Raw genomic sequence first — 19,087 nt, 5'->3', positions numbered from 1 at the left:
GGTTATTGCTGCAGGTGCTTGTTATTCAATGGAGATACGCAATGCCGCGGAGGATGCGAAGGGCGCCAGGGCAAGCGCCGCGACGAGGAACGCGGCGAGCAGTGTCAAATAGGGTCTGGCGTCGCCGAATGCCAGCGCGCCGACCGTCACCGCCCCGGCGCCGTAGACCAGCACCGGGATGTAGAGCGGCAGGATCAGCAACGCCAACAGGATGCCGCCGCCGCGCAGCCCCAGCGTCAGGGCCGCGCCGATGGCCCCGATCAAGCTCAACACCGGGGTGCCCAAGAGCAGGGAGACCATCATGACCGCGACGGCCGTGTCGGTCAGGCGATACTGCATCCCGACCAGGGGGGCGATCAACACCAGGGGCAGTCCGGTCAGCAGCCAATGGGCCGTGACCTTGGCCAGGGTCAGCAGCACCAGCGGCTGATCGGTCAATAGGAGCTGCTCCAGGGTCCCGTCCTCGTAGTCCGCGGCGAACAGCCGCTCCAGGGCCAGCATGGACGCCAGCAGGGCCGCCACCCAGACCACGCCGGGGCCCAGGACCCGCAACACCGCGTGCTCGGTCCCGACGCCTAAGGGAAACAGGCTCACCACGATCACAAAGAAAAAGAGCGTGGTCAGCACGTCCGTGCGCCGGCGCATGGCCAGCAGCAGGTCGCGGTGCAGTACACTCCAGAAGACCTTGAACATCAGGCGCCCAGGTCCAGGTGACGCGCCTGGCCCGCGGTCAGTGGGACCTCCTGGTGCGTGGTGAGTACCGCGAGCCCCCCCGCCGCCACATGGTCTGCGATCAGCCCTTGGAGCAGGTTCACCGCGTCCATGTCCAGTGCAGTGAAGGGCTCGTCCAGTATCCACAGGGGGGCGCGGCTCAGAATCAGCCGTGCCAGGGCCACCCGCTTCTTCTGGCCCTGGGACAGCATCCGGGTCGGCAGGTCCTCGAAACCGGCGAGACCGATCCGCCCCAGGGCCGACCATACCGCATCAATGCCGACCCGGTCCCCATCCAGGGTCGCCGCCAGACGCAGGTTCTCCACCCCGGTAAGATCGCCCTTGATGCCGTTGAGATGACCGAAATATAGCAGATCGCTCCGGTAATCCTCAGCCAGGGTGCGGATCGACTCGCCCTTCCAGTACACCTCACCCGCCTCCTGGGTGAAGAGCCCGCAGAGGGTGCGCAGCAGCGTGGTCTTCCCGCTGCCGTTGCGCCCGCGCACATGCAGCAGGGTCCCCGCGTCGATCGTAAAATCCAGCCCGGAGAACAGCAAGCGGTCGCCGCGCCGACATTCGAGCTTCGCCGCCTGGAGCATAGGGAGGGGGTAATCCGTAAGGTAAATGGGTGACGAGGTCGGCCGCGCAGTGCCCGCGTCCCGCGCTCGCTGGCTGGCGAAAGGAGGCAACCTTATACGCTGGGGCCGCGTTCTACAACTTACCGGTTGTTCACCCAGCGGCCGGCCCGTGCGCCTTCCTCAGTCGGGCGCATGCAGGGACGACAACATATCCAGGAGGGCGGCGATGACCTCTGGGTCGAACTGGGTGCCTGCGTGCCGGGTCAACTCCGTACGGATGAACTCCGGCGGCTGGGCGCGCCGGTAGGGTCGGTTGGAGGCCATTGCATGATAGGTGTCGGCGACTTGGATGATGCGGGACGCCAGCGGGATGGCCGCACCCACCAGCCCGTCGGGATAGCCGCCGCCGTCGAATCGCTCATGGTGGTGCCGGATCGCCGGCAACAGGTCAGCCAGAAAGCCGAGCGGGGCGAGGATGCTCGCACCATCCACCGGATGCTTACGGATCAGGGCGAATTCCGCCGCGGTGAGTGGCCCCGGCTTGCGCAGCACCGCGTCCGGGACGCCGATCTTACCGATATCGTGCAGCCGGGCGGCGATGCGCACCCGCTCCGCGGCGGCCTGGTCCAGACCCAGTGCCAGGGCCAAGCGCTCGCTGATCTTAGCGACTGACTGTGAGTGGCTCCCCGTGTATGGATCCTTCTTGTCGACCGCCTCGGCCAGGGATGTCACTGTATCCAGTGTCAGTTTTTTTAGATAATTGGCATCCAGGTCGGTCCCGATCTCGAACCGGAACTGGGTGCGGCCGAACGTGATCAGGTCGCCGTGGGCCAGACGCTCGTTCTCGATGCGGTCGCCGTTAAGGTAAGTGCCGTTCGTGCTGCCCAAGTCCTGCACATAGTAGCGATTGTGCAAGGCTAGCACCTTGGCATGCCGACGCGACGCCCGGACATCGTTGATGCAATAGTCCACGTCGTGGCCGCGCCCGACGATGCTCTGCGGGGCATCCAGGGCGAAGGGCGTCGCGTTTGCTGCCTGGGGAATCAGGCAGGCCTGGTGCTTTGGCTCGATTGCGCCGTCGCCCTGCGGACTCGCAAGCTCAAGCGAAAAATACTCGGTATCTGGGAATTGCACGGCCTTCCTCGGCATGGACCTGTGAGAGTGATGGTGGTCGCTTGGCACAGTCGGGTAAGTCTCGCAGAAATCATAGCGATACCAAAGTCCTTCTCACCGAAGTCGGTGGCGCCGGACCAACTATGCCATACCGGGCAACCGGACGCATAACCATATTTTATTGGTGTTTTGCGTCGCTAACGGCCATGGCGCCTGCGCCACCCTCCCCCAACAGGCGAGGGAGACGTGGAGCGCGCTCCCGGCGCGACTTTCACAGTCAATCGGCAATCCCAAGGTCGGCCCAGATCCGATCCACGCGCTCGCGCACCGCCTCATCCATGCGGATCGGCTGACCCCATTCGCGGGTGGTCTCCCCCGGCCACTTATTGGTGGCGTCGAAGCCGATCTTGGAGCCGAGCCCGGATACCGGGGAGGCAAAGTCCAGATAATCGATCGGGGTGTTCTCGATCAGCACCGTATCGCGGACGGGGTCCATGCGGGTGGTCATGGCCCAGATCACGTCCTTCCAGTCCCGCGTGTTCACGTCCTCGTCCACCACGATGACGAACTTGGTGTACATGAACTGACGCAGGAATGACCAGACACCCATCATCACCCGCTTGGCGTGCCCCGGATACTGCTTCCTCATACTAACGATTGCAAGTCGGTAGGAGCAGCCCTCGGGCGGCAGGTAAAAGTCCACGATCTCCGGGAACTGCTTGCACAGGATCGGCACGAAGACCTCGTTGAGCGCCACCCCGAGGATCGCCGGCTCGTCCGGCGGCCGGCCGGTATAGGTGCTGTGATAGATGGGCTCGGCGCGCGCCGTGATCCGTTCGATGGTGAAGACCGGGAAGCGGTCGACCTCGTTGTAATAACCGGTGTGGTCGCCGAAGGGGCCCTCCGGTGCCAGGTCATCCGGGTAGATGTGGCCCTCCAGCACGATCTCGGCGCGCGCCGGCACTTGCAGGTCCGACCCCAGACAGGCGGCCACCTCGGTGCGGCTGCCCCGCAGCAGCCCGGCGAAGGCATACTCGGACAGGCTGTCGGGCACCGGGGTGACGGCCGCCAGGATGGTCGCCGGGTCCGTCCCCAGGGCGACCGCGACCGGGAAGGGCTGGCCCGGGTGGGCGCGTTGGAAGTCCCGGAAGTCCAAGGCCCCGCCGCGGTGCGCCAGCCAGCGCATGATGACCCGATTGCGCCCCAACACCTGCATGCGGTAGATGCCGAGATTCTGCCGCGCCTTCTCCGGCCCGCGGGTGATGACCAGGCCCCAGGTGATCAGCCGCGCGGCGTCCCCCGGCCAGCAGTGCTGGATAGGAAAGCGCCCCAGGTCCACCTGCTCACCGGCAACGACCTGCTCCTGGCAGGGCGCGTTGCGCCGCACCTTCGGGGCCATGTCCAGGACCTTCTTGAAGATCGGCAGCGCCGCCCAGGCCTCGCGCATCCCCTTGGGCGGCTCCGGCTCCTTGAGGAACGCCAGCAGCCGCCCGACCTCGCGCAGGGCCGTCACGGACTCCTCGCCCATGCCCAGGGCGACGCGTTGCGGGGTACCGAACAGGTTGCCGAGCAGCGGCACCCGCGACCCCTTGGGCCGCTCGAACAGCAGCGCCGGACCGCCGGCGCGCAATGTGCGGTCACAGATCTCGGTGATCTCCAGGTACGGGTCCACCGCCAGGCGGACGCGCTTGAGCTCCCCGCGGGCTTCCAGTTGGTCGATGAAGTCACGGAGGTCGGCGTATTTCATGTGCGCACTGCTCAAGATCTGCGGGTTGGGTCGGCATGATCGGGGATCGGCGGGGGTTACTCAACCTGAGAAGATTGGGTGTCCGCAAATGAACGCCAATAAACGCAAATAAAACATCCTGTTTTGGGCGCCGCCCGCCCGGCGGAAGGGGAGGCTTCCCCTCGTGACACTGCTCCAGAGACTGTGAAAGTATTCGGAGCGTGCCCGATGTAGCCCGGATGGAGCGCAGCGGAATCCGGGGGCGGCCTCGCAGATACACTATGAATCAGTTGGTTGCGGCCGAGACCTGGATTCCGCTGCACACCATCCAGGCTACGACGACAACACGTATCGAATACTTTCACAATCTCTCTAGCGGTGTCACACCTGTACCGGCCCTCTGAGCCGGGAACGCTGGTTACACGCTGTTGCGCGCTAGAAATAATTTCTATACCATCGACGCATGACCAGCAAACACCGCTTTCGCGGCAAGTACCGCTTGGAATTGCGCGAGCGTGACCACGCGCCGGCACACGTCCACCTGGTTGGTGGCAGCGTCGATGTGATCATCGATCTTGCGACCCTGGACTCGGATGGCGTCTGGCCCCGCGGACTGCAAGCCGACGTGTTGGCCTGGGTTACCGCGCATCGCGACGAATTGATGGAGGAATGGCACCGATGGCACTCATGAAACGCCCCCGCCTGAGCGGCGCGGAAGCCCTTACCGGGCACCGGCTGCGCCTGACATTCGTTGACGGACGGACCTACACGCTCGATTTCACGCCGCTGCTCGACGCCTCCCCGGGCCTCGCCCCGCTGCGCGAGGCATCCGCCTTTGCCGGGGCCAGGGTGATCCCCGGCGAGGGCTGGGCCGTCACCTGGCCGGCGCTGGACATCCAGATCGGTGCCGACACCCTCTGGCTGGACGTACAGGCGCAACAGGCCCCGGACGAAAACACCCGCACCTTTGTGCAGTGGCGCGCGCGTCATGGCCTGTCGCTCGCCCAGGCCGCCGCCGCCCTGGGCCTGACACCCCGCACGGTGAGCGCCTACGGCACCGGCGCTCGACCGGTGCCGCGCTATATCGCGCTTGCCTGCAAGGGATGGGAGGCGGATCGGGGGCCGCGATGAGGTTTCGCCCGCCCAAGACGCTGCCGGAGGTCGAGGCTTCAGCCGGACTCCACCGGCTGAAGCCTCGACCTCCAGTTGTCGCGGCGGCGCATCGCCACGGTCAGCCGTACCAGGTATCGAACACCCGCGCGCCGCTCGCCTGGATCAGGTTGCGGTAGTGCGCGGGGAGCCGCTCGGCGGGGACGTCCAGATAGTCGAGCGTAAACAGGTCGTCCGGGGTCAGGTCGGCGCCGAGCAACTGGGAGTAGTCGCCGTCCGCTAGCTTGACGCGGATGCGCTCGTCGCGCAGATAGTCACGCAGGGCGGCGAAGCGCGCCTCCTGGCCCGGCTCCTTGAGCAGCAGGGCCAGCAGCCGACGCTGATTGGCCTGGTAGTCGACCACACCCAGGCGCACCACCGACACCTTGTAACCCACATGGTCGAAGGCCCCGGCCCCGCCCTCGTTCTGGGGCACGGCGGTGGCAAGGGTCACGCGGCCGGCCGCGACCGAACCGGCGCGCAACTGGTCGGCGACATAGCCGGACGCCAGGTTCACCAGCACCGCCGCGGCAAAATCCAGGATCAGACCGCCGACGAAGCGGGTGGGGTGCAGGCGGGTCACGTCCATGGCACTGGCCTCAACCAGACCGGCCGGCAGGAACAGTGCCGGGGTGGCGCCGAGCGCTTGCAACAGACGGCGGCGGTCCTGATCGACCCGGGCGGAAGAGGCGGCGATGCGGCTGACCATGGCGAGCGACCCCAATCGGCAGAGATGGATGCTGGGACTGAGCCGGGCGGCGGCGAACCGCCCGGACCCGTTGATTGTACCCCGTTACTCTGGCTCCCACGCTCCTGCGTGGGAGCAAGTGCGGGCGCTCCGCGTCCAGCGGCCAGACCGGACGCGGAGCGCCCGCGCGGCATTCCCACGCTGGAGCGTGGGAACGAGAGAAAAAGGGAAAAAGTCATAAAGTGTAAAGGTCAATAGTCCTGGACGAGCCGCACGCCGAGGTTGAGGAAGCGGTAGCCGGCGCCGTACCCGAAACGGTACCGGCGCGCGGGCGCGCCTCGCGTAGGAGAGCCAGGAGCCGCCACGCAACACCCGGGCAGCGGCATCATTCTTGCGTGCGCATGTCTTCTCCCCACCACCATAGGTCGCATCATAGGCCGAGCAGGTCCATTCCCAGACATTGCCGACCGTATCATGCAGCCCCCAGGGATTGGCCGGAAAGCTCCCGACCGGGGCGGTCTGTTTGTTGTCCCATCGACTCCCGCAGCCATCGCAGTTGGCCCGGTTTTGGCCGATCGCATCGCCCCACCAATAGTCGGTACCGGTCCCGGCGCGGGCGGCATATTCCCACTCGGCCTCGGTCGGCAACCGGTAGCGCCCGCCGGTGACTTGGCTGACCCAGTCTGCATAGGCGGTGGCATCCTGCCAATCGATATTGATCGCCGGCCGCTGGTCGCGGCCCCAGCCCGCGTCCGCCGGCTTGGCCCGGCCGGTGGCATCGCAGAACAGGTCGTAATCGGCAAAGGTCACCTCATGGCGGCCGATCTTGAAGGCGTCCACACAGACCTGGTGCGTCTGGCCCTTCTCACCCATCGCAAAGCAGCCGGCCTTGATCGCGGCCATGCGCCCGGGCTGCGCCTGCTTGAAGGCGTCGAGTTGGGGGCGGATCAGTTTCTCCCGCCAGCCCTTGGGAACCGCCACCGTGCTATCCACCTCCAGCGCCACCAGCCGCTGCATGAGAAAGACATCCCCCCAGCCCGGATCGATCGTCAGGCCCGGATTGCCGCCGAGCTTCAACTGAGCCAGTTGCGGAAAATCGAGCCCGTCGCGCCAGGTGAAGGCCGTGAGTCGGCTATTGCCCAGATCCAGTTCGCTCAGATTGGGCGGCAACAGACCGGGGTCGAGTCGGCCCAGCGCGCTGCCGCTCAGGTTTAGTGTGCGCAGCGACTGGAGCGAGGCCAAACCCAGCGGGGCCAGGTCGGACAGGCCATTGCCGGAGAGGTCGAGGTGGGTCAGGTTGGTCAGTTGCCCCAATGTGCCGTAGGCGCCCGCCGTACCCTTGGTGCCCCCGAGCTTGAGGATGCGCAGATTGCGCAGCGCGCCCCAGAGTGGGTCCATGTCCGCCGCGCCGCCCCCGGCGGCGAACAGCGGGACGCCGGTCAGGTCCAGGTGCTCCAATACGCTCATCCCCCGCAGGGGGGCGAGTTGGCCCGCCTTGACCTGGGTGCCGGACAGATCCAGGTGCCGCAGCCGGGTGAAGCGCCCGAGCCAGGGCGGCAGGCGTTGCAGGTCGAGCCCGTGGAAGCTGACGGTCTCGGCCTGCACCAGCCGCCCCGGGTCGAGGTCGGCGGGGATGACATAGGGGCTGCGCTCGCCCTCCAGGGCCATCCGCACCCCGAAGTCGTGCATGGTGCGGATCTCCTCGCGGGAGAAGCCGGTTTCCTGGGCCAGGCAGGGCAGGGCGGCCAGCAGCAGCGCGGCGAGCAGGTAGCGGGGCATGGCAAGGACTCCATCACACAATCAAAGCCGTAGGGTGGGTAAGGGCAGCGCATCCACCATGGCGGGCGCCGGGCAGTATGCATGGATGCGGCTGGCCGGATCAGAACGCCTTGGGTAAACCCGCCTGCCGCAGTACGCCGTTGGCCGTGTGACGGGACACGATCTTATGGTCGACCGTGAAGCGGCGCGCGGTGAGCGGGCTGTACCAGATGTCGTGGTCGCCCTTGCCGTGTCGTTCAAAGGCGCAGCCGGCCTGTGTCAGCAGCCGCTTCAACTCAGGGGTGAGGCTGCTGCCCATCAGGCCGCGGCACGGTAAGCGGTGTCGAAGCGCCGGATCAGGAGTTCGAAGGGGACCGCCTCCTGAATCGGCGTGCCGTTGGCGGTCAACAGTTCGGGAATCATGACCTTGAGCTTGGCGACCAGGTCTTCGACGGTTGCGGCCTCAGTGGTCAGGCCGGGGACCTCGACGCTGTCGGCGACCCAGACGCCAGCCTCTTCATCCCAGTCAGCATGGACGAACAACGGTTTCTGCATGGCGTTTTGCCCCTCTTCGCGTTCCAACCGTGATCAAAATGCCGGGCACTCCTGTGGCGACCGGTCGCGGCCTGGGGGCCGCTCCTACGCCGTAGGAGCGGCCCCCAGGCCGCGACTAAGCGGAATGACCCGGTGCCTCAGAGCACTTGATCCAGCGCCCGCTCCACTAAGCGGAATGACCCGGTGCCTCAGAGCACTTGATCCAGCGCCCGCTCCAGGTTCGCCACCGTGCGCTCGACATTGTGCAGCTTGTCGAGCCCGAAGAGGCCGACACGGAAGGTCTTGAACCCCGCCGGCTCGTCGCATTGCAACGGCACGCCGGCCGCGCTCTGCACGCCAACGGCGGCAAACTTGGCGCCGCTGTTGAGCCCGTCGTCGCTGGTATAGCTCACCACCACGCCCGGCGCCTGGAAGCCCTCGGCCGCCACGCTGCGGATGCCGCGGGATGCGAGCAGCGCACGCACCCGGGTGCCGAGTTCCCACTGTTCCGCCCGCACCTTCTCAAACCCATAGGCCGCGGTCTCCTTCATCACGTCGCGCAGTTGCGCCAGTGAGTCGGTGGGCATGGTGGCGTGGTAGGCGTGACCGCCACCCTCGTAGGCGGCCATGATCTGTAGCCACTTCTTGAGATCGCAGGCGAAGCTGGTGCTGGTGGTGGCGTCGATGCGCTCGCGCGCCAAGGGGCTCAGCATCACCAGCGCGGCGCAGGGCGAACTGGTCCAACCCTTCTGCGGTGCGCTGATCAGGATGTCCACGCCGATCGCCTGCATGTCCACCCAGATGGCGCCCGAGGCGACGCAGTCGAGCACGAAGAGCCCCCCGACGGCGTGTACCGCCTCGGCTACCGCGCGCAGATAGTCGTCGGGCAGGATGATGCCGGCCGAGGTCTCGACATGGGGCGCGAACACGATGTCCGGCCGGTGCTGGGCAATCGCGGCCACCACCTCCTCGATCGGCGCCGGCGCAAAGGCCGCCTGCGGTCCCGCGTCCACCGGTCGCGCCTTGAGCACCACGGACTCGGCCGGGATCGAGCCCATGTCGAAGATCTGAGTCCAGCGGTAGCTGAACCAGCCGTTGCGGATCACCAGCGCCTTCTTGCCGGTGGCGAACTGGCGTGCGACGGCCTCCATGCCGTAGGTGCCGCCGCCGGGCACGATCGCCACGGCGTGGGCGTGGTACACCTCCTTGAGCATGGCGGAGAGGTCGCGCATCACGCCTTGGAAGGACTGGGACATGTGGTTGAGCGAGCGGTCGGTGAAGACCACCGAATATTCGAGCAGGCCGTCGGGATCGACGGCGGGGAGCAAGCCGGGCATGGTCACCTCTAAATCGGCCCGGCGACGCCGGGCGGCAGTGGGGCAGGTCTAGCGCCTGCGCGATGGGTGCGATTGTACCCATCGCTGAGGACCAACGCATGGGGTCCACTTTAGCGTCAGGCGGCGTTGCGATTTTTACTCTGCGGCACGCGGGCGCGCGCTGCTACTCAGCCACCGGCGCAACTCGGCGAGGTGTCGACGGCTCACCGGCAGTCGCTGCGGGCAGTCGCGCAGCCGCACCGCGAGGCCGCCGGCCGCGCCCTTCTCCACGGCCAACAGCCGCGAACGCGCCACCAGTGCGTTGCGGTGGATGCGCAGGAAGCAGTCGGCGAACTCCTGCTCCAGGGCCTTCAGCGATTCGTCCACCAGGAGCTCGCCCCCGGTGTGGCGCACCGTGACATATTTGTGCTCGGCCAGGAGAAAAATGATGTCATCGATCGGTACGCGGCGCAGTCCGCCCAGGTAACGCGCGCTGAGCGAGCGCCGTCGCCCCGGCTCGGCCGCGTCGCGGGCGTTGTCATCCACCTGGCTCGTCGTTGCTGCTGTCATACCGCGTTCTCCACCAGCGGGTTGAACCCCTTGAATTTATTTGCGTTCGTTGGCGTTTATTGGCGGCCGACCGTGCGACGCGGACGGGGCGCATGTAGAATGACCCATTTGTCACCGGTCAGACCTCATGATGCACGAGCCAAGTCACACCCCGTCCGCCGTCGCCGGGAAACCCTGGGCCGGGCGCTTCAGCGCCCCGACGGACGCCTTCGTCGAGGCCTTTACCGCCTCGGTAGATTTCGACCGTCGACTCTACCGCTACGACATCCAGGGTTCCATCGCCCACGCCACCATGCTGGCCCGTCAGGGCATCTTGAGCCAGACGGAGGCCGACCAGATCGTCGCCGGCCTCACAGCGGTGCGTGAGCGCATCGACGCCGGCGACTTCATCTGGTCCATCCCGCTGGAGGACGTCCACATGAATGTGGAGACGGCCCTCACGGCGGCCATCGGCGAGGCCGGCAAGCGTCTGCATACCGGGCGCTCGCGTAACGACCAGGTCGCCACCGACGTGCGCCTGTGGCTGCGCGATGAGATCGACACCATCCGCGAGGCGATCGTTCGCTTCCAGGCCGCCCTGCTGGACCTGGCGGAGCGCGAGGCGGACACGGTCATGCCCGGTTTCACGCACCTCCAGGTGGCCCAGCCGATTACCTTCGGTCATCACATGATGGCCTGGTTCGAGATGCTGGAGCGCGACCGCGCGCGCCTGGCCGATTGCCGGGGCCGCGTCAACGTCATGCCGCTGGGGGCCGCCGCCCTGGCCGGCACCACCTACCCCATCGACCGTCAGTTGACCGCGCAACTCCTGGGCTTCGACCACCCGGCGGAGAACTCCTTGGACGCCGTTTCGGATCGCGACTTTGCCATTGAGTTTAGCGCCGCGGCGGCGATCCTGATGATGCATTTATCGCGCTTCTCCGAGGAGCTGATCCTCTGGTCGTCCGCGCAGTTCGCCTTCGTGGAGCTGTCGGATAGCTTCTGCACCGGCTCGTCCATCATGCCGCAGAAGAAAAATCCGGACGTGCCTGAGTTGGTGCGCGGCAAGAGCGGGCGGATCTTCGGCCATCTGATGGGGCTATTGACCCTCATGAAGGGTCAGCCGCTCGCCTACAACAAGGACAATCAAGAGGATAAGGAGCCACTCTTCGACACCGTGGACAATGTGAAGGGCTGTCTCAAGGTCTATGCCGACATGATGGGCCACGTCGCCTGCCGACGGGAGCGGATGCGCGCCGCCGCCGCCCAGGGGTTCAGCACCGCCACGGATCTGGCGGACTATCTGGTGCGCAAGGGCATCCCCTTTCGCGACGCCCATGAGATCGTCGGTCAGGCGGTGGCCCTGGGGGTGCGGGAGGGGCGCGACCTGGCACTGCTGACCATCGATGAACTGCGCGGGTTTTCGGACCGCATCGAACCCGATGTCTTCGCCGTTCTCACCCTGGATGGCTCGGTGGCCGCCCGCGACCACCTGGGGGGCACGGCGCCGGCCCAGGTGCGCGCCGCCATCGCCCGCGCCCGCGCGCGGTTGGCCGCGGGCTAACGGCGATGGACAGCCTGGACGATCTCAATGCCCGCCTGATCCGCTTTGCCCAGGAGCGTGACTGGGAGCAGTTCCACTCACCCAAAAATCTGTCCATGGCCCTGGCGGGGGAGGTGGGCGAACTGTTGGAACACTTCCAGTGGCTGACCCAGGAGCAGAGTCTGGACCTGGCCCCGGAGAAGAAGGAGCAGGTGGCCATGGAGGTGGCCGACTGCCTCATCTATCTGATCCGGATCGCCGAGCGCCTCGGGGTCGACCCTATCGCCGCCGCCTACCGCAAGATTGCCATCAACGAGCAGCGCTATCCGGCGGAGCGTGTGCGGGGCGACGCCCGGCGGGCGGCGGAGTATGGGGACTGAGGGCTGGCCGCGGTTTGAATGCGCGTCCCGCCGGACCAATCTAACCCCGCACATAGGTGACAGGGGGTGCGGGGCCCCCTGGGACTGAGATTCGGCAACTCCTGGGCAGGTAAGAGACGATGATGAACGAATGGGTCAAGGGGACGGTGGTCGGTAAGCATACCTGGACGGAGGGCCTCTATAGCATCCAGTTGGACGCCCCGCTGGGCGAGTTCAGGGCGGGCCAGTTCGTCAAGGTGGCCATGGATATCGCGGGCGAGCGGGTGGGGCGGCCCTACTCGCTGGTCAATCCGCCGTCTGAGCGTCCATTGGAGATCCTCTTCAACGAGCTGCCGGGGGGGCCGCTGACCCCCTATCTCTCGGCCCTCAACCCCGGTGACACCGTGTGGGTCTCGGCCAAGGCCGGGGGCATCTTCACCCTGGAGGCGGTCGAGGCCGCCGCGACCCTCTGGCTGCTGGCCACTGGCACGGCCATTGGGGTCTATCTCTCCATCCTGCGCACCCCGGACCCCTGGGAGCGCTTTGAGCGGGTGGTCCTGGTCCATGGGGTGCGCAGTGCCACCGATCTGGTCTACGGCGAGACCATCGCCGCCATCGCCCAGCGCTGGGGAGAGCGGTTCATCTTCGTCCCGGTGGTGAGCCGGGAGTCCTGCCCCCAAGCCCTGGCTGGGCGCATCACCGATCTGCTGACCAGTGGGGACTTGGAGGCGCGGGTGGGGGTGCGCATCGATCCGGCCGCCAGTCACGTGATGCTGTGCGGTAACGCCGCCATGATCAAGGAGGTCAAGCTCCTCCTGGAGGCGCGCGGACTGGTGCGGCATCGCCGCAATGCCCCGGGACAGTACAGCACCGAGCATTATCATTAAAGGCGCGTAAAGGCGCGTAGCCAAGCACCTGCCCGCCGCGTTACATTAGCCGCCATGGCGCCCGCGCCACCGCCCGTGGGAGCGGCTTCAGCCGCGACGAGGGCGGGTCGCGGCTGAAGCCGCTCCCACCGGGTCCTGGCCTGACTTCAATGGTAACGCCCAGATGAATCTCGTCTCCATCCGCTCCTGGATACGCCCCCTGACCCGCCCGCGCGGCGCGTGGGTGATCGTCTGTGTACTGGCCGTCGCCGGGCCGGTCGGTGCCGAGGCGATCTTCAAATCGGTGGACGCCGAGGGCCGTGTGACCTATTCGGCGGCCCCGCCCGCGGGTGGCGCGCGAACCGTGCAGGAGTTGCAGGTCCGCACCGGCGCACCAGACGCGCCGGGTGAGACCAAGACCCCGGCGACGCCCCCGCCTGAAACGGCCCCGACGCCGAATCCAGACCAGGTGAGGCAGGCCCAGCAGGCCGTGATCCAGGCCACGGCTGAACTGGAGCAGACGAAGATCCACGGCGCGGAGGACTGGCAGGTCACCCCCGGCGGCGACCGCATCTCCACTCCTGACTACGAGCGGCGGGTGGCCGCGGCCCAGCAGAAGGTGCAGGCCGCGGAGGCCGCGCTGGAGCGCGCGCGCCGACCCTAGGGCGGGAACTGATGGCATCGGCAGGTCATCGACTGGCAGAGAACTCCAGATCGGCCCGCCGGCCGGTCGCCCGAATGAAGGGTCCCAGGGTGAGTCCCTGCACCAGAATAGAGAAGACCACCACGATATAGGTCACCGAGACCAGCAGGTCGCGGACCTCGCCGTGCGGCAGCGAGAGCGCCATCGCCACCGAGATGCCGCCGCGCAGCCCGCCCCAGGTGAGGATCGCGACCACCCCCGGCGACCAGGTGCGGAAGCGCCGCAGTGCCGCAAGCGGCAGGGCGGTACTGACCGCCCGGGCGAGCAGCACCAGCGGGATGGCCAGCAGGCCGGCGAGCAGAATGGACCCGCTGAGGGTCAACACCATCACCTCGAGGCCGATCAGCACGAACAGCACCGCATTCAAGACCTCGTCGATCAGCTCCCAGAAGGCGTCGACATAGCGCATCGTCTCGGCCGACCAGACCCCTTCGCGGGCCAGATTGCCGATCAAGAGTCCGGCGACCACGACCGTAATCGGCGCCGACACGTGCCAGTGCTCCGCCACCGCATAGGCGCCGCTCGCCACCGCCAGGGTCAGCAGCACCTCCACCTGATAGTTGTCGATGCCGCGCATCATCAGATAGGCCAGTCCACCGCTCGCCAGCCCCAAGGCCAGGCCGCCGAGCGCCTCCGTCAGGAAGGCCTCGATGAACAGACCGGGGTGGGCCAACTCGTCGCCGCCGGCGATCCGCGCCAGCACCAGAAACAGCACCACGGCCGCCCCGTCGTTAAACAGCGACTCGCCGGTGATCTTGTTCTCCAGGCTCTTGGGCGCCGCGGCCTGCTTGAGGATACTGAGCACCGCGATGGGGTCGGTGGGTGAGATGAGCGCGCCGAACAGCAGGCAATAGATCAGCGGGATCGGGAGACCGACCAGGAAAAACAGCAGCCAGGCGCCCAGGCCCACCAGCACGGCGGAGATCAGCACGCCCACGCTCGCCAGCAGCAGGATCACCCATTTGTGCCTGGCCAGATCGGCGAGCCGCACATGCAGCGCCCCGGCAAACAGCAGAAAGCCCAACATGCCGTGCAGCACGGTCTCGTCGAAGTCGATGCTGTCGAGCAGCCGCCGCACCTCCTGTTCCAAGCCGTCGTTGCCCGGGATCGGCAGCAGCAGCGCCAGGGAGGCGAGCAGCGCGATCAGCATCAGCCCGATGGCGGTCGGCAGCTTCAAAAAGCGGTAGTTGAACCAACTGAACAGCGCCGACAGCGTGATCAGTGCGGCGATGATGTCGAACAGTCTCATGGCGTAGTTCGCTCCCGGGGCGGCGCTCGCAAGGGTACTGCGCGGCCTTGATCATAAATTCCGGCCATGGGTCGTCGCCGCAGCCCGTCGCGGCCTGGGGGCCGCTCCTACGCCGTAGGAGCGGCCCCCAGGCCGCGACGAGTGCCAGCCGGGATCTGGCCGGACTAATGACGAAGGCCTACAGGGCGATCGTGCCTTATGGTGACCGAAATCAAGGGCCGCGGGGAGATTGAAATCCAGGATCGGGAGGGTGGCCAGAAATTCGGTCACTAGGCTCCGATTCGCTGCCGCTGCCCGTGAGTTAGCGGCGCCGTAGGCCAGCTCGCAGGCGGTGATCCAGGTGGTTGCCACGCGGTCCTGGGTCGCGCGTCGTTGCTCCATGACCAGCGGGTTGCCGCGCAGGGACTCGATACAGACATCCGTATCCAGCAATCTCAAAAGTACCTGCATTCTGGTTGCAGATCGGGGGCAAGTCAATTTCGGTGCCCAACTCGGCGTAGCCCCACTCCTTGACCGATCCATCCGGATAGGTCATCTCCTTCTCGACCGCAGGTTCCCGGTAACCGACCAGGACCACCCGGAAGCGGTCCACGAAGGCCAGGTCTTGGCGTAAGCCCCCCTGATAGAGGCCCGAGCCGCCCCCCGCGCCCACCGAGTAGCCGGTGGCGAACACCCGGAACTTCGGATGCGGGCGGATCGCCTCCCCATCGCTCTCAGCGATCACCAGGGGCTGGCCCTTGATGACGTCGTTCAGCCCGGCCAGCGGTGCGCAAGGCGGCAGGAATGAGGGCGTCTGCGGGTGGCTCTGATAATGGGGCGCCCCATGTGTAAAGGTTGCTTAATATAGCGATCTCAGCGTCAACAAATCTTTTTCAGTATGACTTGACTGGTTGTTGGTCATGTACTAGCATCAGAAGCTTGCGGGTTCTGAAAACCGTCCAGGGCTAGGCACTTGGGGCCGGGAGTTTTCGCAGGGTTTGACTGGATCTGGGCAAACCCCTCGAAAATCCCCCCAGCGTACCCCCCCGCCCTTCTGGTACCCCCCTGGAAAAGCCGGAAACTTCAGCTAGCATTTGCCCCAATTGTTTGGGGCAGCCAGGGCACGAATAGGATAAATGGATCGGATGCGAGTTAATTTCGGTTATGTCGTGCCGGAATGTATTCGAGCCTGGCCCCTTTAGCCCTGACGTCGGGTCGTACTGCGTTGTTGGCCCATCGGCCTTCTCGTATGCGGGGCGGCGCTCGAACCCCGACGGTGGACTGCCCTCCGGCGCTGAACTCGGCTGCACAACCCGCCGGTTGAGCTCGCACTTCGGCACCAATTTGCTGTTGACCAAGACGATTCGGAGCACGTATGTATAAATCGGGTAAGGTTAAGCTGTTAGCCGCTTTCATGGTCACGGGCATTGCCATGCCCCTTTCTCCTGCTGTGCCGGTGAGTTCCGCGCCAGAGAGCGGAACCACCGTGCATAAGGTCATCGCTCCGGCTGGGGTACTCGATAGTGGGAAGCCTGGGGTGACACTCTGGCATGACTACGGGACCTTTGCGCTATATAAAGTCAGCGACCCAGCGCGGGCCAGTCTATCTGCGCAGACGAGTGCCCAGGTCCAGGTGGACCCACTCATGGACACGCTCCTGTTCGATCGGCATCCGGTAGACACCCGGGCTGGTCAGCTTAACCTCCCTTCAGTACTGGCAAGCCAGAATAATGCGGGAGCGGCCCTGCAGGTCATACAGTTCGTGGGGCCGATCAAGCAGGCTTGGCTGGATGCGGTCGTTGCTGCCGGCGGCACTCCCGTTCAATACATTGCCAACAATGGTTATCTCGTCTGGACCGCCGCAGCGGGCCGTACCCAGTTGGATAACATGGCCAAGGCCAGGGATTTCGTACAATACAGCGCGCCCCATCAGCCAGCCTTCAAGCTCGGGGCCTCCATCGAGAACCGCATCCTGAGCGGCGCTAATGGCAGCGAGGTCGTGCCGGTGGTCATCCAACTTTACAACCACCCGAACAAGAAGGCCTCGCAAGACTTCATTGCCGGCCTGACAGTCAAGCGCCTGTCTGACTGGTCACCGATCCTGGCATTTGAAAACACTATGGTCTCAGTGCGGGCTTCGGACCTTCTGAGCATTGCCCTGCTACCCGATGTAGTTTGGATCGGCGAGCGTTTCCCGCGCCATTTGATGGACGAGGTCCAGGGGCAGATTGTCGCCGGGAACCTCGATGGGGCAGGCAGTGGCCCCAGTGGACCTGGCTACCAGGCTTGGTTGAACAGCCTGGGCTTCAGCCAGAGCCCGACTGACTATCCGATTGTTTCGGTAGCGGATGATGGTGTTGGCAATGGTACGACGATCAACGGCGCTGGCGATGTGACCCTGACCGCCCTGGGCGGCGGTACAGTCAGCCGCGTGGCCTTTGCCAAGAACTGCACGACCGACGCCAGTGCCGACGGTGCGGCTGGCCATGGTCATATCAACACCAGCATCATCAGCAGCTACGACGCGCGCACGGGCTTTCCGTACCAGTATCCGAGCGCCTATCAGCGCGGGTTGGGCATCAACCCCTACGGTCGGACGGGCAACACCAAGATCTTCGCCAACATTGGGTATTACGACATCTCCGGCTGTGGCGGCACGGACACCAGCTTGATCAAGAGCGAGCATGACAACGGCGCGCTGATCAGCTCCAACTCCTGGGGCTGCGACTTTTGCGCGGGGACCTATGACGCTTCTTCGCAGGCCTATGATAGTGGGGTGCGCGACGCTGATCCAAGTACGGCCGGTAATCAGCCGATGGTCTATGTCTTCTCGGCCGGCAATTCCGGTCCCACGGTGGACACCATCGGCACCCCGGGCAACGGCAAGAATATGATTACGGTGGGTGCGTCCGAAAACCAGCGCCCCATTAACGAGGCCGGTAACTGGACCGACGGCTGCGGCATTGGTCCTACGGGTGCGAATAATGCCATGGATGTCATCTATTTTTCCAGTCGCGGACCGGCCCCGGGCGGTCGGATCAAACCCGAGGTCATCGCCCCCGGCACCCATATCCAAGGCACGGCCAGCACGAGCGCCGTCTATGACGGCACGGGGGTATGCGACCAGTACCAGCCTGCCGGCCAGACACTATTTGCAGCATCCTCCGGCACCAGCCACTCGGCGCCGGCGGTCGCGGGTATCGCCTCCCTCTATTACCGGTGGCTGCAAATCAATGCTGGCTTCGCGACGCCCAGTCCGGCGCTTATCAAGGCCTACATGCTTGCCCATCCGACGTATCTTACAGGCGTTTCCGCCAATGATACCCTGCCGAGCAACAGTCAGGGCTTCGGCATGCCAGACATGAAGACGGCCTTCGATAATACCACGCGCGCCCTGGTCGACCAGTCGCATGTCTTCACCAGCACGGGCCAGACCTGGACCTGGGCGGGTTCAGTGGCGGACACCACCAAACCCCTGCGCATCGTCATGAGCTACACGGATGCCCCCGGCGCAATCGGCACCAGCCCACAGGTGAACAATCTCAACCTGACCGTGGTGGTGAACGGCGTCACCTACCTGGGCAATCACTTCGCCGGTCGCTGGAGCACGACGGGTGGAACGGCGGACAATGCCAACAATGCCGAGGCCATCTTCCTGCCGGCCACAACGACGGGGGCCATCGCCATCGCCATCACCGTCACCGCGGCCAATATCGCCGGGGATGGCGTGCCCAATAACGCTACCCCTTTGGATCAGGACTTTGCCCTGGTTTGTTATAATTGCAAGGGTAAACCAGTCGATAACTTCTGCTGGAATTGCCTGCCAAACCGCGGTGGTTGGAGGGCGATTCTGGGTCAGTGAGCGATGGGGAGCCGAGCCATAGACCTGCATAAGCTAGGCCCCCCGGCCAGCGCAAGCCAGGGGGCGCTTACCTTTTCGGATCGCCAGGAATGATGCCATCCAGTTCAACCTCTTGGGAAGGTTGTCAGGCTTGCTGGAAACTTTGGCGGACCTGCTGGGAAAGGTGCCAGGCTTGCTGAAGACTTTGGCGGACCTACTAAGAATGTTGTCAGCGTTGCCGGAAATTTTGTTGGACCTCACCAGCCGGGCTTTGGTAAGCCTGTCTGCCAGCGCCTGATAGAATGCAATAAAAGCAATGTGTTGCGGCAGTCGCGCCGGACGCTTCAGGCGTTGCAAAAACTCTTTTGTTGCACCTGCCAAGAAGATTATCGGCGTTGCCGGGCCGCCGCGGCAAGACTTCATCG

The 19,087-nt window shown here is 65.4% G+C and carries 19 protein-coding genes and 1 pseudogene; 7 read left to right on the top strand and 13 right to left on the bottom strand.

All coding sequences use genetic code 11. The features are described from left to right. Positions 1-21: 21 nt before the first annotated feature. The 4 genes from ccmB to ubiD form a co-directional block, all read right to left on the bottom strand. Complete coding sequence (ccmB, locus tag QZX93_RS18320) at positions 22-693, bottom strand: heme exporter protein CcmB (RefSeq protein ID WP_295392971.1); 672 nt, start codon at positions 691-693, stop codon at positions 22-24. Continuing rightward, positions 693-1,310 carry a cytochrome c biogenesis heme-transporting ATPase CcmA gene (gene ccmA, locus QZX93_RS18315; protein WP_295392972.1) on the bottom strand — a complete coding sequence of 206 codons (618 nt, stop codon included), beginning with the start codon at positions 1,308-1,310 and terminating at the stop codon, positions 693-695. Before ccmA ends, ccmB begins: the two co-directional genes overlap by 1 nt. Positions 1,311-1,469: 159 nt before the next feature. Next, complete coding sequence (locus QZX93_RS18310) at positions 1,470-2,423, bottom strand: HD-GYP domain-containing protein (RefSeq protein ID WP_295392973.1); 954 nt, start codon at positions 2,421-2,423, stop codon at positions 1,470-1,472. A gap of 256 nt (positions 2,424-2,679) precedes the next feature. Continuing rightward, positions 2,680-4,149, bottom strand: a complete 1,470-nt coding sequence (gene ubiD, locus QZX93_RS18305; RefSeq protein WP_295392974.1) for a 4-hydroxy-3-polyprenylbenzoate decarboxylase — start codon at positions 4,147-4,149, stop codon at positions 2,680-2,682. A gap of 442 nt (positions 4,150-4,591) precedes the next feature. On the opposite strand from ubiD, the gene QZX93_RS18300 reads away from it, so the two are divergent. Both QZX93_RS18300 and QZX93_RS18295 read left to right on the top strand, forming a co-directional pair. Further along, the gene (locus tag QZX93_RS18300; RefSeq protein ID WP_295392975.1) at positions 4,592-4,819 is read left to right on the top strand and encodes a DUF4160 domain-containing protein; all 228 of its coding nucleotides are present in this window, start codon (positions 4,592-4,594) and stop codon (positions 4,817-4,819) included. Next, positions 4,807-5,259, top strand: coding sequence for a DUF2442 domain-containing protein (locus QZX93_RS18295; RefSeq protein ID WP_295392976.1), 453 nt, complete (start codon positions 4,807-4,809; stop codon positions 5,257-5,259). The genes QZX93_RS18300 and QZX93_RS18295 overlap by 13 nt, the downstream gene beginning before the upstream one ends. Positions 5,260-5,359: 100 nt before the next feature. On the opposite strand, the gene QZX93_RS18290 is transcribed toward QZX93_RS18295, so the two are convergent. The 6 genes from QZX93_RS18290 to QZX93_RS18265 all read right to left on the bottom strand — a co-directional run bounded on the left by QZX93_RS18290 (position 5,360) and on the right by QZX93_RS18265 (position 10,143). Beyond that, positions 5,360-5,986, bottom strand: a complete 627-nt coding sequence (locus tag QZX93_RS18290; RefSeq protein ID WP_295392977.1) for a hypothetical protein — start codon at positions 5,984-5,986, stop codon at positions 5,360-5,362. A gap of 84 nt (positions 5,987-6,070) precedes the next feature. Beyond that, positions 6,071-7,744: an SUMF1/EgtB/PvdO family nonheme iron enzyme gene (locus tag QZX93_RS18285; RefSeq protein WP_295392978.1), complete on the bottom strand. Its 1,674-nt coding sequence runs from the start codon at positions 7,742-7,744 to the stop codon at positions 6,071-6,073. A gap of 100 nt (positions 7,745-7,844) precedes the next feature. Next, positions 7,845-8,042: a type II toxin-antitoxin system HicA family toxin gene (locus tag QZX93_RS18280; RefSeq protein ID WP_295392979.1), complete on the bottom strand. Its 198-nt coding sequence runs from the start codon at positions 8,040-8,042 to the stop codon at positions 7,845-7,847. Continuing rightward, positions 8,042-8,278 carry a DUF1902 domain-containing protein gene (locus tag QZX93_RS18275; RefSeq protein ID WP_295392980.1) on the bottom strand — a complete coding sequence of 79 codons (237 nt, stop codon included), beginning with the start codon at positions 8,276-8,278 and terminating at the stop codon, positions 8,042-8,044. The genes QZX93_RS18280 and QZX93_RS18275 overlap by 1 nt, the downstream gene beginning before the upstream one ends. A gap of 188 nt (positions 8,279-8,466) precedes the next feature. Next, complete coding sequence (locus tag QZX93_RS18270; RefSeq protein WP_295392826.1) at positions 8,467-9,594, bottom strand: aminotransferase class V-fold PLP-dependent enzyme; 1,128 nt, start codon at positions 9,592-9,594, stop codon at positions 8,467-8,469. A 135-nt stretch (positions 9,595-9,729) separates the two neighbouring features. Continuing rightward, a complete protein-coding gene (locus tag QZX93_RS18265; protein WP_295392825.1) occupies positions 9,730-10,143 on the bottom strand; it encodes a LytTR family DNA-binding domain-containing protein in 414 nt (137 codons plus the stop codon). Between the two features lie 130 nt (positions 10,144-10,273). Here QZX93_RS18265 and argH point away from each other — a divergent pair, with 130 nt between their 5' ends. From argH to QZX93_RS18245, 4 genes are all read left to right on the top strand, one after another. Beyond that, complete coding sequence (argH, locus tag QZX93_RS18260) at positions 10,274-11,686, top strand: argininosuccinate lyase (protein WP_295392828.1); 1,413 nt, start codon at positions 10,274-10,276, stop codon at positions 11,684-11,686. Between the two features lie 5 nt (positions 11,687-11,691). Then, the gene (locus tag QZX93_RS18255) at positions 11,692-12,045 is read left to right on the top strand and encodes a nucleotide pyrophosphohydrolase (protein WP_295392824.1); all 354 of its coding nucleotides are present in this window, start codon (positions 11,692-11,694) and stop codon (positions 12,043-12,045) included. A gap of 122 nt (positions 12,046-12,167) precedes the next feature. Then, on the top strand, positions 12,168-12,911 hold the full coding sequence (locus tag QZX93_RS18250) for a ferredoxin--NADP reductase (RefSeq protein WP_295392827.1): 744 nt from the start codon (positions 12,168-12,170) through the stop codon (positions 12,909-12,911). A gap of 163 nt (positions 12,912-13,074) precedes the next feature. Beyond that, a complete protein-coding gene (locus QZX93_RS18245; protein WP_295392823.1) occupies positions 13,075-13,554 on the top strand; it encodes a DUF4124 domain-containing protein in 480 nt (159 codons plus the stop codon). A 25-nt stretch (positions 13,555-13,579) separates the two neighbouring features. On the opposite strand, the gene QZX93_RS18240 is transcribed toward QZX93_RS18245, so the two are convergent. From QZX93_RS18240 to QZX93_RS18235, 3 genes and pseudogenes are all read right to left on the bottom strand, one after another. Continuing rightward, positions 13,580-14,842 carry a sodium:proton antiporter gene (locus tag QZX93_RS18240; RefSeq protein ID WP_295392822.1) on the bottom strand — a complete coding sequence of 421 codons (1,263 nt, stop codon included), beginning with the start codon at positions 14,840-14,842 and terminating at the stop codon, positions 13,580-13,582. A gap of 51 nt (positions 14,843-14,893) precedes the next feature. After that, positions 14,894-15,223, bottom strand: coding sequence for a hypothetical protein (locus QZX93_RS27455; RefSeq protein ID WP_366760690.1), 330 nt, complete (start codon positions 15,221-15,223; stop codon positions 14,894-14,896). Positions 15,224-15,374: 151 nt separating this feature from the next. Beyond that, positions 15,375-15,611: pseudogene (locus QZX93_RS18235) on the bottom strand (CbbQ/NirQ/NorQ/GpvN family protein); the annotation flags it as partial. A gap of 855 nt (positions 15,612-16,466) precedes the next feature. Between QZX93_RS18235 and QZX93_RS18230 the strand changes: the two are divergent. Beyond that, a complete protein-coding gene (locus QZX93_RS18230) occupies positions 16,467-18,683 on the top strand; it encodes a S8 family serine peptidase (protein ID WP_295392861.1) in 2,217 nt (738 codons plus the stop codon). Positions 18,684-19,087: the final 404 nt, after the last annotated feature.

This window comes from uncultured Thiodictyon sp., assembly GCF_903946935.1.
Classification (GTDB): domain Bacteria; phylum Pseudomonadota; class Gammaproteobacteria; order Chromatiales; family Chromatiaceae; genus Thiodictyon.
Note: the sequence above shows the minus strand (reverse complement) of the source record. Positions and strands in the feature narration are given on the sequence as shown.